Raw genomic sequence first — 15,967 nt, forward strand, 5'->3', positions numbered from 1 at the left:
GGGATTCGGTTCGGAGTTTGGATTCTCGATTTGAGATTCCTCCCAAATCGAGAATCCAAAACCTAGGGGTAGTTTACCCTACCGAAATGATTCGCGCTAGGAAAAATGCCCACGTAGTGACAATTCCTCCTAGGAGGTAGTGAGCTACACCCACAGCCCGACCCTGAATAATGCTCAGAGCGCGAGGCTGAATCGACGGAGCTACCTTGAGCTTGTTGTGAGCCCAAACAATCGACTCAATTAGTTCTTGCCAGTAGCCGCGGCCGCTGAACAGGAACATCAAGCTGAAGGCGAAGACGAAGTGTCCAGCTAGGAACATCAGACCGTAGGCCGACAGTGCCGAACCGTAGGACTGAATCACCTGAGAAGCTTGCGCCCAAAGGAAGTCCCGCAGCCAGCCGTTAATCGTGATCGAACTTTGTGCGAAGTTGCCGCCGGTAATGTGAGAAATTGTGCCGTCTGGCGATACTGTTCCCCACACGTCCGACTGCATTTTCCAGCTAAAGTGGAAAATCACGATCGAGATGCAGTTGTACATCCAGAACAAGCCTAGGAACACGTGATCCCAACCAGAAACTTGGCAGGTGCCGCCACGGCCGGGGCCGTCGCAAGGGAACCGGAAGCCCAAGTTGCCTTTGTCAGGAACCAAGCGAGAACTGCGTGCAAACAACACGCCCTTCAAGAGAATCAGGACTGTAACGTGAATGGTGAAAGCGTGGATGTGGTGGATCATGAAATCCGCCGTACCCAACTCGATCGGCATCATCGCTACTTTGCCGGCGACTACTACTGCACCGCCGCCAAAAGCGTGGCTAACGATTTCCGTAGCATTAGGCGCTGTTGTGCCCGGAGCCAAAGCGTGGATGTTTTGCACCCACTGGGCAAATATCGGACGCAACTGAATCCCGGTATCCGAGAACAAATCTTGAGGACGACCGAAAGCCCGCATTGTGTCGTTGTGAACGTACAAACCGAAGCTGTGGAAGCCCAAGAATATACAAACCCAGTTCAGGTGGGAAATGATCGCATCTCTATGACGGATCACGCGATCCAACAAGTTGTTGACATTTCCAGCGGGATCGTAATCCCGAACCATGAAGATTGCTCCGTGAGCGGCTGCTCCAACAATCAGGAATCCGCCAATCCACATGTGGTGGGTGAACAGGGATAGCTGAGTCGGGTAGTCGGTCGCGATGTACGGATACGGAGGCATCGCGTACATGTGTTGGGCGACGATGATGCTCAAAGAGCCCATCAGTGCCAAGTTAATCGACAGTTGCGCGTGCCAAGAATTAGTCAGGATTTCGTAGAGACCTTTGTGACCTTCACCAGTGAAGGGGCCTTTGTGGTTCTCTAGGATTTCTTTCATGCTGTGGCCGATGCCCCAGTTCGTCCGGTACATATGACCAGCGACGATGAATAGCACTGCCAAAGCTAAGTGGTGGTGTGCTGTATCAGTCAGCCACAAACCGCCTGTGGTGGGGTTCAGACCGCCTTTGAAGGTCAGGAAGTCTGTATATGCGCCCCAGTTGAGGGTGAAGAAGGGGGTTAAACCTTTAGCGAAACTCGGGTAGATGTCAGCCATCAAGCCCGGTGTCAAAATCCACTCGTGCGGCAGGGGGATGTCGGCAACTGTTTTGATCAGCTTACCGCCGACTGTCAGCGGTGCACCTGCATCGATCGCGTCCATGCAAGCATTGATCGGCAGAGCAACGTGAATTTGTTGTCCTGCGAAGCCCAAGCACCCGCAGCCTAACAAAACTGCCAAGTGGTGGTTCATCATCGATTCCACGTTCTGGAACCATTCCAGTTTCGGAGCGCGGACGTGATAGTGGAACCAACCGGCAAACAGCATCAAAGCTGCCATTACCAGGGCGCCGATCGCAGTGCAATATAGCTGGTATGAGTTAGTGATGCCGTTGGCGCGCCACAGTTGGAATAGACCAGAGGTGATCTGAATCCCGTGAAAGCCGCCGCCTACATCTGCATTTAAAATTTCTTGACCAAAAATCGGCCAGACCACTTGAGCGCTGGGCTTGATGGCTGTAGGATTTGTCAGCCAAGCTTCGTAATTGGAAAATTTAGCGCCGTGGAAATATGCGCCACTCAACCATACGAAGATTACTGCCAAGTGGCCGAAGTGAGCGCTAAAGATTTTGCGCGAAACGTCTTCTAAGTCACTTGTATGACTGTCAAAGTCGTGAGCGTTAGCGTGGAGGTTCCAAATCCAAGTGGTGGTTTTTGGCCCCTTAGCTAGAGTGCGATCAAAATGACCGGGTTTTGACCACTTCTCGAAAGAAGTTGGAACCGGATTTTTATCGACTACTACCCTAGCTTTTACCTCTCGCTCTGGAGGACTAATGGTCATGAAGACTCTCCTCTCGGTAAGACAAGGAACGAGAACTGAACACTGTACCGGACACTCCCCACGCTTGATTAGGCGGGGGATTCTCGAAAAAGCCGACACTTCACTGCACTTTACTCTTTGCAGAGCTAGACGCAGGTGCATCGTCTCCCCAAGCATTTTGCTTCTGTGAAGAAGCCAGTTTCCCAGTGTCGCTAACAATGTGACTGGGTACTGCCAACTCTTCTCGCTATCTGGAGCCGCCGATCGCCTCCTTGATTCTGACTTGATACGGCTGCTCCTTTTGAGGGAGTTTTATGAATTATAAGCTTGCTAGAGGAGTATTAATCGCTTGTTAACAATACTTAAAAAAGCCTCTATTCTTGATGTAATAACGCCTTTAAATCCCACAGTCGCTCTAAAAAGTCAAGGGGTACTGCCATTAACTTTACAAAACTCAAAGATAAGGTAATTTAGGAATACTCATTTCTAGATATATAGCCTTTCTCAGTAACATGAGGTGCTCTCGCGGGCATAGGGCATAGGCCTCCGTGGGCATAGGCCTAGGCCTAGGACAAAGCCCCCATACCTCACCACGCTTGAGAACCGCTATATGTTTTGGAAAAAGGCTGCGGCAATTAAGAGTGGGAGAGGATGGGTTGCCCGCTGCTGCCTCAATCCGGGTTCCTACGCGACTTGGGAATTCCAAAGCCGGCAATTCCCCAATACTAAATTCATTTTTGGGCTATAGTTCCCTATGAGAAGGCTTCTAGGAGTATGGTTGCGTGATTGGGATCAATTGGCACAGAACGGTTGCGGGCAGGCTGCTGGCATTGTTCGCAGTAGCATTATTAATTTTGGGTTTAGCAAGTTGTGGGGCGGGCCATCCCGAATTGCCCAAATCAGGGAACAAGAGCGGCTCAGCTACCGCCCCAGTAAACAGAATCTCAGAGGTTTCTCCCCCAGAAGCCATTCAACAACTGCGTCAGGCTCTAGACATCTACCAGCCTCAAATTAGTATTTTGAATCCAAAACCTGACGAAGTGCTTCAGGATATAAATGTGTCTGTTGAGTTCCAAGTGAAGGACTTGCCCATGTTCAAAGAGGCAAACTTGGGTTTGGGCCCCCATCTACAAGTTTTATTAGACAACCAACCTTATGCAGCAGTTTACGACATCAACCAACCTTTAACGCTGTCGAATTTAGAACCCGGAACCCATACCCTGCAAGTGTTTGCCGCTCGCCCTTGGGAAGAAAGCTTTAAAAACCAAGGTGCCGTGGCTCAAACCACCTTTCACGTTTTTACCAAAACAGACGACAATAATCCCGATCGAACATTGCCCCTATTAACGTACAACAGCCCCCAAGGCAGCTACGGGGCAGAACCCATCCTGCTCGACTTTTACTTGACAAATGCCCCTCCGCACGAAGTGGCGCAAGAAAATTCCCAAGATGAAATACTCGATTGGAAAATTCGAGCCACAGTCAACGGCCAAAGCTTTGCGATCGACCAGTGGCAACCTATATATCTTAAAGGATTCAAACCAGGGAAAAACTGGGTACAGCTAGAATTAATTGACGAACGGGGAAATATCGTCAAAAACGCCTTTAATAATACAGTCAGACTGATAAATTTCCAACCGCTCGGCCAAGAGCCTCTTTCAAAATTAGTGCGGGGCGAACTAACAGCAGCAGAAAGTCGCGGTATAGTCGATCCCACCTACCAAGCCCCCGCACCCACACCAACCCCAACCCCCGAACCGACACCGACACCTGCATTAGAAAAAACACCAGTTGTCCAACCCTCACCAGCGGTTCCAGAAACCCCTGTTACCCAACCAAGCTTACAGCCAACAGTCGCTCCCGAAATTGCTCCCATTCAAGTAATAGAACCGACACCGACAGCAACCCCCCAACTCGAAGCGCCGAAAATTGTAGAACCAATTCAAGCAATAGAACCAACACCAACAGCAACCCCCCAACTCGAAGCACCGAAAATTGTAGAACCAGTTCAAGTAATAGAACCGACACCGACAGCAACTCCACAGTTAGAAACCCCGAAAGTTGTTGTACCCGTTAAAATAATCGAACCGACCCCAACAGCATCTCCCCAAACCAAAAAACAGGAATATAAAGGATACTACAATCGGTTCCGCAACTTCTTGCATCAAGAACCCCAACCTGCTAATCCTTCAGAGCCACCAACTCTGCCAGAAATAACAGAAAAAGCTCCAGTACCAAAAGTAGTCGCTCCCGCGATACCAGAACAGTCTCCCAATCTTGTACCGCCAACGCCACCAGTTGCCGCTGAAACTGCTAGCCAGCCAACCAGCGAATTAGCCCCTCCCGAACCAACAGTTTCCGAACCCGAAAATCAGCCAAAATCCGAACAAAAAGTCGAATTTTCCACCTAACAAAAACTTTCTGGGATTCGTGGCATGGGCGTCTCGCCCGTGCTCCATCTGCGGTCAAAAATCAAAAATTAGCACACTAAAAAATGACCTACCTCGAAACAGCCGCCAAATTCTACAGCGATGTTGCCGAAACACCCCAAATCGGACTTTGCTGCGTCCAAAGTAGCCCCTTGCAATTGCCAGGATTAAAAATTCCCCAACAAATGCAAGAAATGAATTACGGCTGCGGCACAACCGTTCACGCCGCCGAACTCGTCGGCAATCCCTTCGTGCTTTATGTAGGTGTAGGCGGCGGCTTGGAAGCACTACAATTTGCATATTTTTCTAGACACAAAGGAGCGGTTATTGCCGTCGATCCGGTTCCAGCAATGCGAGAGGCGGCTGCACGAAACTTGCAAATAGCCGCTCACGAAAATGATTGGTTTGATCCGAGTTTTGTAGAAATTTGTGAAGGCGATGCTTTTGCGTTGCCGGTGCCGGATGCTTCTGTAGATGTTGTGGCCCAAAACTGCTTGTTTAATATCTTTGAACCAGCGGATTTAGCTAAAGCATTAAAAGAGACTTATCGAGTGTTAAAACCGGGTGGCAGATTGTTGATGAGCGATCCGATCGCAACTCGGCCCATTCCGCAGCATTTGAAGGAAGACCAACGCTTGCGGGCCTTGTGTTTGTCCGGCGCTTTGACATACGCAGAATACGTTCAACACCTTGTAGACGTTGGTTTTGGGCAAGTCGAAGTGCGGGCGCGCCGTCCTTACCGATTGCTGGATAAACACAATTATCAATTGGATGCAGATTTGCTGTTAGAAAGCCTAGATTCGGTGTCTTTCAAAGTGGATGTACCGGATGACGGAGCTTGCATTTTCACTGGCAAGACGGCGATTTATACGGGGTCTGAAGAGCTGTTTGATGACGGGGCGGGTCACGTTTTGCAGCGGGGAGTTCCGGCGGCTGTCTGCGATAAAACTGCTGGAAAGTTGGGGGGATTAATGCCGGATAAGGTGTTGATTACTGATTCGACTTGGCATTATAACGGCGGCGGTTGTTGTTAGATTTATTTCGCAATAATGTGGCTGTAATCTTTGGGGAATAGAGCGTTTCTCAAAGAAGTGAGGTGTGGGCGCTTCCTATGCCCTCTTTGCACCTCATGTTAGTGAGCAATGGTATAAGCTGTCGCGCATTTGAATTGTATATTCAGGGCGGGCGGGACGCCCAACCATACTCCCCACAAGACTTTGATTTTTTTTGACATACAATTTAAAGGCCGCAACAGCTTAGAGGTCTCTAATTTTAGACTTCGCCTCAAATTTTCATCAAATTTTTATTTCCCCCTGACATCCTAGCGGGAGAAGGTTCACAACTCTGAAGTAAGGAATAGATTGCTCTTGAGAGGAGTGGCTGTCTTCATCACCCCCGTTCGCTAAATGTGAGGAGGAAATTTCCATGCTATCGAAATCTTTAAATTCAAGTTCATTATCGATCGTCCGTTACGGGTCTAGTTTTGTTTTGGGATTAGTTTTGTGCACGGCTTCGGCCCCGGTGCTGGCACACGTTGGGCATGACAACGAGTTTGCAGGTGGCGATGCGGCGAAGATTATGCAGCCGATCGAAGTTGATGCCAGTAAAGCAACCGCATTGGGAATTAAGACAGAGGCAATTGCCCCTACAACCGATGGAGGTATTCTCAAAGTTCCCAGCACCAGCTTAGTTGATGCCAATGGGCAAAAGCTCGTCTACATCCAGGAAGGAACAACCTACAAACCAATCTCAGTTCAGATTGGTAGCGACTCTGGAGATGTGGTGGAAATTAAAGAAGGCAATTTAGTTCCGGGAAATCAGATTGTGATGCAGGGGGCAACGTTTTTGTACTCGGAGGCATTGCGAGGTAAACCGCAGGCCCAAACCCAGGCATCACCCGCTACATCGCAAGTAGAAACGCAAGCATCACCCGCTACATCGCCAGCAGAAACGCAAGCATCGGCCGCTACATCGCCAGCAGAAACGCAGCCTGCTCAAGGATCGTCACCTTTGATGTGGGTAGCAGGCGCAGGAGTTTTACTGATGGGTGGATTCGCCCTCTTTGGGTTAAAAGGCAAGGACTAATAGACATTCAAAAACCAAGATTTTTGGTAACAGTCGATCGCGACGGAGTAAAGATATTTACTCCGTCTCCTAAAAACTTGCCTAATGCTATCCAAATTTCATTTTTATGTTAAACGTCATCCCCAAATGGTCTATTGCTCAACGATGGTTAGTGGTGATCGGGGCGATCGCCCTAACCATCTGGAGTACACATACTGTAAGTCGAATGCCCCTCGACGTGTTGCCCAACTTTGCGCCCCCTCAAGTAGAAGTACAGACAGAAGCCCCCGGTCTTGCGCCGGAAGCAGTGGAATCCTTGGTGACGTTACCGCTAGAAAGTGCGGTAAACGGAACACCAGGAGTTGAAGTCGTCCGTACCTCCTCAGCCGTAGGAATTTCTGTATTGCGGGTGGTGTTTAAATGGGGTACTGACCCCTATCAAGCTCGTCAACTCGTGGCAGAGCGCTTGCAGGACGCGCAAGACCGACTTCCAGAAGGCATAGGTACACCGCAGATATCGCCCTTAGCTCCCCCCATTGGGACGGTGATTCAATATGCGTTCACGTCTGACACTACATCGATCATGGAAGTGCGACGTTTGGTGGATGGCAAAGTCAACAATCGGTTGTTGGCAGTTCCAGGCGTATCGCAAGTGCTGGTTTACGGCGGAGATTTGCAGCAGTTTCAGGTGATTGCGAATCCTGAAAAACTCAAAGCGTTGAAGGTTTCGCTACAGGAAGTCGTCAAGGCGGCAAACGAGGCAAATGCCAAAACTGCCGGTGGATTGTTGATTGACCCCGATCGCGAATTGGTCATTCGGGGAGAGGGACAAATCCAGACGATCGCAGATTTGCAAAAAGCTGTGGTCAAGGTGCAGGAGGGAAAACCCATTCTACTGCGGGATGTGGCAGAGGTGAAGATTGGGGCTGCACTCCAGCGAGGCGATGCCAGTTGGAATACTAAACGGGCTGTGGTCGTGATGGTCAACAAGCAACCTTTGGTGGATAGTCCCACCGTCACGCAAGCCATCATCGAGGCGATGGAGGAAATTAAACCAGGTTTACCCAAGGATGTAAAGGCGAATGTCACTTTCCGGCAAGATGCCTACATTGATGCCTCGGTTGGTAATGTGCGATCGGCCTTGATCGAAGGCAGTTTGATTGTCGCAGCCATCCTGATTCCCTTTCTGATGAACTGGCGCACCCTCACCATCTGTTTGCTGGATTTCTTTCTCTCGCTACTGTTCTCGCTGTTAGTGTGTTCCTGGATCGGACTGGAACTCAACACCATGACCCTCGGCGGATTGGTAGTGGCGATCGGGACAGCAGTGGATGATGCGATCGTCTACTGCGAAAATACCGACCGCCGCTTACGGGAAAATCGCCTCTCGCCCAATCCCAAGCCAGCAATGGAGATTATTTTTGAGGGTTCTCAGGAGGTGCGCGAGTCGCTGATTGGAGCGACGTTAATTGGGATTATTGTCTTTTCACCGATTTTCACACTCTCTGGGGTAGAGGGGCGGATCTTCACCCCGATGGGCATTGCCTACCTAGTGGTGGTTGTCATCTCCAGCCTGGAATCGCTGATTATCTCGCCTGCATTGTGTGCCATTCTGTTACCGCACAGCCGGATGCAGACGACAGAACCCTTCCTAGCCCGGTGGTCTAAACAACTTTACGATCCGTTGCTGCGAATGGCGATGCGTCGCTCTACCTTAATTGTAGGATTGGCCACAGCCTCAATGGTAGCGGCAATGTTGATTGTGCCGACGTTAGGACGGGATTTTCTGCCAACGTTCCAGGAACGATCGCTGATGAATGCGATCGCCCTTTATCCGGGTTCGTCATTGGAATCAACCAATCGCGTTGGCTTAGCGATTCAAACCGCCCTTAAGGATGACCCCCGGTTTGAATCAGTACAACTGCGATCGGGGCGTGCTCCGGGCGATCCGGATGCGGCATCGGTGAACTTGGCACACTTGGACGTGGAACTGAGTGAAGCAGCGATGCAAAACCGTCCTGCGGCAATCCAAGCTTTGCGCGAAGTATTGGGTCAGTTTCCGGGAGTTGCCGGCAATGTCGGTGGATTTATCAGTCACCGGATGGATGAAGTGTTGTCGGGGGTGAGAAGTGCGATCGCCATTAAAGTATTCGGCAACGATTTACAAGAACTACGGCGCATTGGAGAACAAATCGAAACGACAATGAAAGGCGTGAAGGGATTGGTAGACCTTCAGCTTGAGCCCCAAATACCGATCCGTCAAGTACAAATTCAATTTAACCGAGATGCAGCCGCCCGCTATGGATTGACGATCGCCCAATTGTCCGATTTCACGGAAACAGCCCTGAATGGTCGCGTGGTGGGTCAGGTGCCGGATGGTCAACAGTTGGTCGATGTGTTGGTTTGGGTCAACGAATCAGCCCGTCGCAATCTCAACACGATTCGCAACCTCCAAGTTAATACCCCAACAGGTCAAATCATCCCGCTTTCGCAAGTGGCAAAGGTTGACTTTGGCAATGGCCCGAACACGATTAACCGGGAAAATGTCTCACGTTTAATTGTAGTGTCAGCCAACGTACAGGGACGCGATGTTGCTTCGGTCGTCGGTGACATTCGCTCCAAGGTTAAGCAATCAGTGCAACTGCCCCAGGGCTACTATATTCAGTACGGCGGACAGTATGAGTCGGAACAACGGGCTGCTCAAAACTTCCTAATTTTCGGAATATTAGCAGTGCTAGCGATCGCCGTATTGATGTACTTCACGGTGAAATCCGTTCCTGCCATGCTGATGGTTATGATCAACTTACCATTAGCCCTGGTTGGCGGTGTTATCTCAGTCCTGCTGACGGGCGGCGTTATCTCAGTTCCGTCAATGGTGGGCTTTGTTACCCTGTTTGGCGTAGCGACGCGAAATGGATTGCTGCTTGTAGACAACTACAACACCAAACTGGCGCAAGGAATGCCGCTTCCCAAGGTCATTGTGGAAGGTTCGACGGAACGGTTGCTGGCAATTTTGATGACAGCACTCACCTCGGCATTAGGGATGATTCCCCTGGTTTTAAGCGGTGGGGCTGGTAAGGAATTGTTGCAGCCGCTAGCGATCGTCGTCCTCGGCGGACTCTTTACCTCAACTGCTCTCACCCTACTGGTTCTACCTGCATTGTATGCTCGATTTGGCAAGTTTCTAATGCCTAAACGGGTGATGAAAGTGCCCGATCTGAGAAACTACAACGTGGAGCAGCCACCAACGAAAGGGGATGAGGTAGCGATCGAATGAGAATTCTGCTGGCGGAAGACGAACCCGATTTGGGTGCCATCGTGCAACGCACCTTGAGCCGAGAAAAGTACCTAGTGGATTGGGTGCAAGATGGCACAACTGCTTGGAACTATCTGGAAGACCAATGGATCGAGTACACGGTTGCCATTTTTGACTGGTTGCTGCCGGAAATCTCTGGCGTCGAACTATGCCAACGCTTGCGCCAGCAGAATAATCCATTACCCGTTTTGATGTTGACGGCAAAAGATCGAACAGAGGATATGGTGGCAGGGCTAGATGCGGGTGCTGATGACTATCTGATGAAACCGTTTATTAAAGCAGAATTGTTAGCTCGGTTGCGGGCACTCCAGCGACGAGGACGGAGTTTGTCTCCAGAACAGTCGCCCTATTTCAATCCTGCCCAACTAGAGGTGGGGCGATTGCGGCTTGACTATACTAAATCCATCATCTTTACTACCGATGACGAAGGACAGCTAACGGTGATTCCTCTGACGGCTAATGAGTTTCGGTTACTGGAATATTTCATGCAGCATCCGAACCAAATCCTCACGCGCGATCGACTTTTGACTCGTTTGTGGGATGTTGATACTGACCCGATGAGCAATGTAGTTGCTGCTAGAATTCGTCTGTTGCGCCGCAAGCTGGCAGATTATGGCTGCGACGGGATGATTGAAACGGTTCATGGATTCGGGTATCGCTTGAGCAAGTAATATGCACTCCAACAAGCTATTTAACCGCACGCGCTGGCAACTTGCGGGTTGGTATGCGATCGTCCTGGGGTTGTTGTTAGGTATATGCGGTGTTGCAGTCTATCAGGTTGTGTTTCACACGCAGCGATACATTCTCCAGCAAAAACTACAGTCCTTAGCCGGAACGCTGCATGACACTATCGAACCACAATTACAACAACCGGGACAGCTTTCATCCAGCTTGAAAACTATTTTGCCCGGTTTGTGTCTGTGGAATGAAAACTGTTACTCTTCAGGCAATGACGGGGCGCGACATACTGCTAGGGTGTTTCAGCAGGAGGGATATTATCTCCGCTTTTTAGACCAATCTGGGGAAATATTAGCAAAGGTTGGAGAGCAGCCGGATGTATTAGAAAACTTTGCACCAAAAGAGTTTTGGCAAATTCTGCATCTTTCTAATGGCGATCGCTTTTATCAAATTTCTCTATTACTCAGAACAAACAGCGGTTTGCCTTGGGGTTATATGCAAATTGGACGATCGCTCAAAGAATGGGATGCCTATCTTAACACCTTGCGATTGTTGCTCTTTTTAGGCTTACCCTTGGTCATGCTGCTAGTGGGAGGAGCGAGTTGGTGGTTATCTGGATTAGCGATGCGACCAATTTATCAGTCCTATCGCCAGATGCAACAATTCACCTCCGATGCCGCTCATGAATTGCGAACGCCTCTGGCTGTCATTCAGGCTACTGTTGAGGATACTCGTCTGGCTGAAGATTTACCGGAGGTTAGTCAAAACCTCGATATTATCGAACGACAAAACATCCGCCTTTCTAGGTTAGTGAAAGATTTATTGTTTATTTGTAGACTTGAGCAACAACAGATTCCGACTCAATTGCAGCATTGCTGTTTCAACTATCTGATCGGCGATTTAGTAGAAGAACTTGCAGGTTTAGCAATGGTGGCTTCGGTGGAATTGAAGTTAGAAATTCGTGCTTCGCGAGCCGTTGTAATTCTTGGGGATGAAGCCCAACTTTACGGGATGGTGACGAACTTAATTACCAACGCTATTAACTACACTCCCCCAGGAGGGCTAATCCTTGCCATCCTCGATTGCACCGACAAGGAAGCCATAATTCAAGTTCAAGATACAGGTGTTGGTATCAACCCAGCCGAGCAAACGCGAATTTTCGATCGTTTCTACCGAGTGCAGAGCGATCGCTCTAGAGCTACAGGTGGGGCAGGATTAGGGCTATCGATTGCGGCTGCGATCGCAGTGGCTCATCAAGGCAGCATTCAAGTCCAGAGTGAGTTAGGAAAAGGCAGTACATTTACAATCCGTCTACCACTCAAATGAGAACAATCTTACTGCGATCGCGTCAAGATTGCCTTTGCAAGGGGAACCGCAGAATATCAATCTGTGGGTTAACTCGATCGTAAGTGCGATCGACCAGACCAAAATTAACGGAGTATTGGTTATTTGGGAAAATAACCGCAGGGAAAAGTAAAGATAAAATTTTGGAGAAGCAAGAAGAGTGTATTGTTGGTGACTCCACCCCGAAGCCATATATTAATTAGCTTGGTATTTTCGGACATAAATAACCTAACTATTCCTAGTTACCAAGCTACAGCCGGGACTTGATGCGCGACTGATTCCCTGCAATATTGTGTGATTAGTGCTTGGGCATTTTCCCGGTTTTGTCCTGTGTATAAATTGTAAACTACTTCCTCCTCTTGAGAAGAGAGATATAACAAACCCCAGTCTTTTACCCGCGAGTAAATTAAGGGAACTTTGGCAAACTCAAGTAAAGTAGCTTTTTTGCGATCGCGCTCTTTCGCTTCTGGGCTATCGTGGTATTGAGACTGAAACTCTACTACTAGGCAAGGATTGTAGTTCAAGTCTGTGATTAGAGCATCCACAGCACTGCTAAATAAAAACTTTTTTAGTTCCCAGTCAAGGTTGCTAACTTGTTCGCACATTTGGGATAAGCTCACCTGTGTATGAATTTTATAGTTGTTGCCTACACAGGTGTGAAGGAACTCAAGCATTCTTGCTTCGTAAGGGTTGACAAGTTTTTTAGCTTTTACAGACATTATTGTACCTCCATGAGAATTTTTGCAAAGTAACTAAGGAACTCTTCTAGAACTTCACTTGAATTGATAGATACTTGCCATGCGTAGGGAAACAGTTTATCGGGATTAATTATTAGATAAGATTGGGGGTCATTGCTCAAAGTATCTGCTTGAAATTCATCCAGTATCTCGCTGGGAAAAACTTCTACCCAATTTGTATATGAGTTTTCGTAATCTTTATAAGAATTTAGGTAAACATCTCCTTTGATTTCCCTCTTGACCCCTATTTCAAATTCCTCAAAAAGATGCCAATATTCTCCTTTTATGGAATTCAAAAACTGCTCTCTTTTACTAGGTAATATCCAATAACTTGCTTTTAGATTTTCACCTCTAACCACTTGTTCTTGGATGACTACATGAGACTTCATGTTGAGGAGATATGGTTCTAATCTGTCTTGGGGAATGGAAATACATAAACCCTCTTTCCGCTGAGCTAAAACAAGTTGATAGCGCTTATCTCCTTTCCTCGGGTTTTTAAGTCTGTACCCTATATATTGAGATGTGCGCTTTTCGTCAAACTTGTCATAGAAGCCCAGTTGCTTGAGTAAATTTGCAGCTAAAGACATCAAATCTTCGCCACCTTCAATCACTTGAATATTGGTTGAAATCAGGCGGGGTACGCCTTTTTCTACCTCAAAACGCTGGATGACATCATAGATAGTTTTGGACATTGGGTGATTTCTCATAACCTTAGCTAAAGTTCCTAGATATAGCTTAAGCTTGTCATCCTGAAATGTCAAGTACCTTTGATAATTTTTTTAGATATTAGGTCAAGAGGAATTTTTTGAGTATTTATACGCAACAAGGACAATGAAGCCCGATCGCCCCCCTCGCCCCCCTCTTGTCGCACTCGCATCTTGCCTATGTCCAAAAACCCTGGTTTAATCAGCTTTCTTCCCATCCTGCCAAACTTCCCGCTAAATTAAAGAAGTAAAAAAATCATTCACATCCTACCCAGGAGATGCCATGCCTCGCGTCAGAGCACCAGAATTCCCCGGAAACTACCCCTGGCTAAATACCGAGAAACCTTTATCCATTGAATCTCTCAAAGGGCGCGTCGTCCTCCTCGACTTCTGGACGTACTGCTGCATCAACTGCTTGCACGTCCTGCCCGACTTAAAATACCTCGAACAAAAATATAAAGATTCCCTCACGGTTATCGGCGTTCACTCGGCTAAATTTGAAAACGAAAAAGAAGTAGAAAACATCCGCCAAGCTATCCTCCGCTACGATATCGAACATCCTGTAATCGTTGACAGCGGCATGAAAGTTTGGCAAAGCTACGCGGTTCGCGCTTGGCCGACTTTAATGGTGATCGATCCTGAAAGTTATGTCGTCGGCTTTGTTTCGGGCGAAGGCAATAGAGAAGCACTTGACGAGTTAGTTGGCAAGTTAATTGCTGAATACAAAGACAAAAATGCACTTAACTTTAAACAACTGCGTTTTACCTTAGAAAAACAGCGCAAACCTGTATCAACACCGCTGGCTTTTCCCGGTAAAGTGCTGGCATTTGCGATCGCTGCAACGGAGGCAAAACATCTTCACCAACAGGTTGCGCTTTTGGGCGAAATGAGTCAGGAAAATGAATCTGTAGATGAAACTGTATTGCCAGGGCCTGCTAATTCAGTTATACAAAACTTAGTCGGTTCTTGCTTATTTATTGCCGATTCCGGTCACAATAGGATTGTTGTCAGCACCCTCGAAGGTGAGGTGCTGCACGTCATCGGTAGTGGCAAACCGGGTTTAGCTGATGGGGACTTTGAAGAGGCTGAGTTTTATGCACCTCAAGGTATGGCTTTTGATGCAGAAAGTCAAATTCTATATGTTGCTGATACGGAAAATCATGCTCTCAGAAAGATTGATTTTACGACTCAACGGGTGGAAACTGTTGCTGGTACGGGCGAACAAAGTCACGAAATTTCACCCCGCAGCGGCAAGGGTTTAGAAACGCAATTGAATTCGCCTTGGGATTTAGAAAGAGTTGGAAATAGACTTTTTATTGCAATGGCGGGTTCCCACCAAATTTGGGAAATGCAGTTAGACACTGGCACGATCGGCACTTATGCAGGTATTGGCCGAGAATCCTGTGTTGACGGGAATCTTGCAGAATCTGCTTTTTCTCAGCCCAGTGGCCTGTCTACGGATCGATCGGAGTTGTTTGTTGCCGACAGCGAAATTAGTTCGATTCGTGCTGTGGGTATAGATGAAGACCCGAAGGTGCGGACTGTTTGCGGTAGCGGTGAATTGTTTGGTTTTGGGGATAAAGATGGTCGCGCTGATGAGGTCAGGTTACAGCACTGTTTGGGTGTTGAATACGCTCAAAATTACCTCTGGGTGGCTGATACTTACAATCACAAAATTAAGCGGATCGACCACCGGGGCGGTACGTGCAGAACAATGATTGGAGATGGTACAGCAGGTTTGGTTGATGCTAAAGGTCTCAAGGCTCGATTTTTTGAACCTTCAGGGTTGAGTGCGATCGGGCCTCATTTGTTTGTTGCTGATACGAACAATCATGTAATTCGGAGAGTTGAGTTGGATACGCTGGAAGTCACAACTTTGGATTTCCCCAGTTTGTGCGCCCCGGATGTTTGTCTTCCTGATTAAGTCGATCGACCTTTTTCCTATTAGCCAGGGTTTTCAATTCTCCTGATTGCCCGATTGATTGTGGTAAAGTAGGGTGCTCTTCGGCGCACCTTACCACAATTTTCAAGCCAAGTAAGTTAACCTAATTATTCGCGGTGAGTGCAGTGCCTCACCCGCAATTCACTCCTGGATGGAGAACCTATATATTTAGGGTGTACGGCCAAAGAACACCTAACCGATATAAGGAATGAAAATTAAATAACTTCCACTCTTGAAAGTGGGATGGGCGTCCCGCCCGTCCTTTTTGGACGGGCGGGACGCCCATCCCACAATAACAATTAAAATTGTAAGTTATTTAATTCGCGCTCCTAAGTAGAAAGCCAAACCACTTTTTGGGTGCAGGAATGAATGAATAAATGTTGTGAATTCTATCGCTACTAAAACC

10 protein-coding genes are annotated in these 15,967 nt (G+C 48.1%); 7 read left to right on the forward strand and 3 right to left on the reverse strand.

From position 1 onward, the window contains the following. Positions 1–73: 73 nt before the first annotated feature. Positions 74–2,368 (reverse strand): photosystem I core protein PsaA, encoded by a 2,295-nt coding sequence (psaA, locus tag QUB10_RS03055; protein WP_333199437.1) that lies wholly within the window; start codon positions 2,366–2,368, stop codon positions 74–76. Positions 2,369–3,129: 761 nt separating this feature from the next. Here psaA and QUB10_RS03060 point away from each other — a divergent pair. The 6 genes from QUB10_RS03060 to rppB all read left to right on the forward strand — a co-directional run bounded on the left by QUB10_RS03060 (position 3,130) and on the right by rppB (position 12,160). Continuing rightward, the gene (locus QUB10_RS03060) at positions 3,130–4,758 is read left to right on the forward strand and encodes a hypothetical protein (protein WP_333199439.1); all 1,629 of its coding nucleotides are present in this window, start codon (positions 3,130–3,132) and stop codon (positions 4,756–4,758) included. 83 nt (positions 4,759–4,841) lie between these two features. After that, the gene (gene arsM, locus QUB10_RS03065) at positions 4,842–5,810 is read left to right on the forward strand and encodes an arsenosugar biosynthesis arsenite methyltransferase ArsM (RefSeq protein ID WP_333199441.1); all 969 of its coding nucleotides are present in this window, start codon (positions 4,842–4,844) and stop codon (positions 5,808–5,810) included. Positions 5,811–6,201: 391 nt separating this feature from the next. Further along, positions 6,202–6,861, forward strand: a complete 660-nt coding sequence (locus QUB10_RS03070; RefSeq protein WP_333199443.1) for a hypothetical protein — start codon at positions 6,202–6,204, stop codon at positions 6,859–6,861. A gap of 106 nt (positions 6,862–6,967) precedes the next feature. After that, a complete protein-coding gene (locus QUB10_RS03075) occupies positions 6,968–10,117 on the forward strand; it encodes an efflux RND transporter permease subunit (RefSeq protein ID WP_333199445.1) in 3,150 nt (1,049 codons plus the stop codon). Further along, a complete protein-coding gene (rppA, locus tag QUB10_RS03080) occupies positions 10,114–10,827 on the forward strand; it encodes a two-component system response regulator RppA (RefSeq protein WP_333199447.1) in 714 nt (237 codons plus the stop codon). The genes QUB10_RS03075 and rppA overlap by 4 nt, the downstream gene beginning before the upstream one ends. Before the next feature lies 1 nt (position 10,828). Beyond that, entirely contained in the window at positions 10,829–12,160 is a 1,332-nt protein-coding gene (gene rppB, locus QUB10_RS03085) for a two-component system sensor histidine kinase RppB (RefSeq protein ID WP_333199449.1), read from the forward strand. Between the two features lie 260 nt (positions 12,161–12,420). On the opposite strand, the gene QUB10_RS03090 is transcribed toward rppB, so the two are convergent. Next, the gene (locus tag QUB10_RS03090) at positions 12,421–12,897 is read right to left on the reverse strand and encodes a DUF2726 domain-containing protein (protein WP_333199451.1); all 477 of its coding nucleotides are present in this window, start codon (positions 12,895–12,897) and stop codon (positions 12,421–12,423) included. Further along, positions 12,897–13,607 carry a hypothetical protein gene (locus tag QUB10_RS03095; RefSeq protein ID WP_333199454.1) on the reverse strand — a complete coding sequence of 237 codons (711 nt, stop codon included), beginning with the start codon at positions 13,605–13,607 and terminating at the stop codon, positions 12,897–12,899. Before QUB10_RS03095 ends, QUB10_RS03090 begins: the two co-directional genes overlap by 1 nt. Before the next feature lie 295 nt (positions 13,608–13,902). Between QUB10_RS03095 and QUB10_RS03100 the strand changes: the two genes are divergently transcribed. Next, on the forward strand, positions 13,903–15,543 hold the full coding sequence (locus tag QUB10_RS03100) for a thioredoxin-like domain-containing protein (RefSeq protein WP_333199456.1): 1,641 nt from the start codon (positions 13,903–13,905) through the stop codon (positions 15,541–15,543). Positions 15,544–15,967: the final 424 nt, after the last annotated feature.

This window comes from Microcoleus sp. B5-D4 (genome assembly GCF_036705145.1).
Taxonomy (GTDB): Bacteria; Cyanobacteriota; Cyanobacteriia; order Cyanobacteriales; family Microcoleaceae; genus Microcoleus.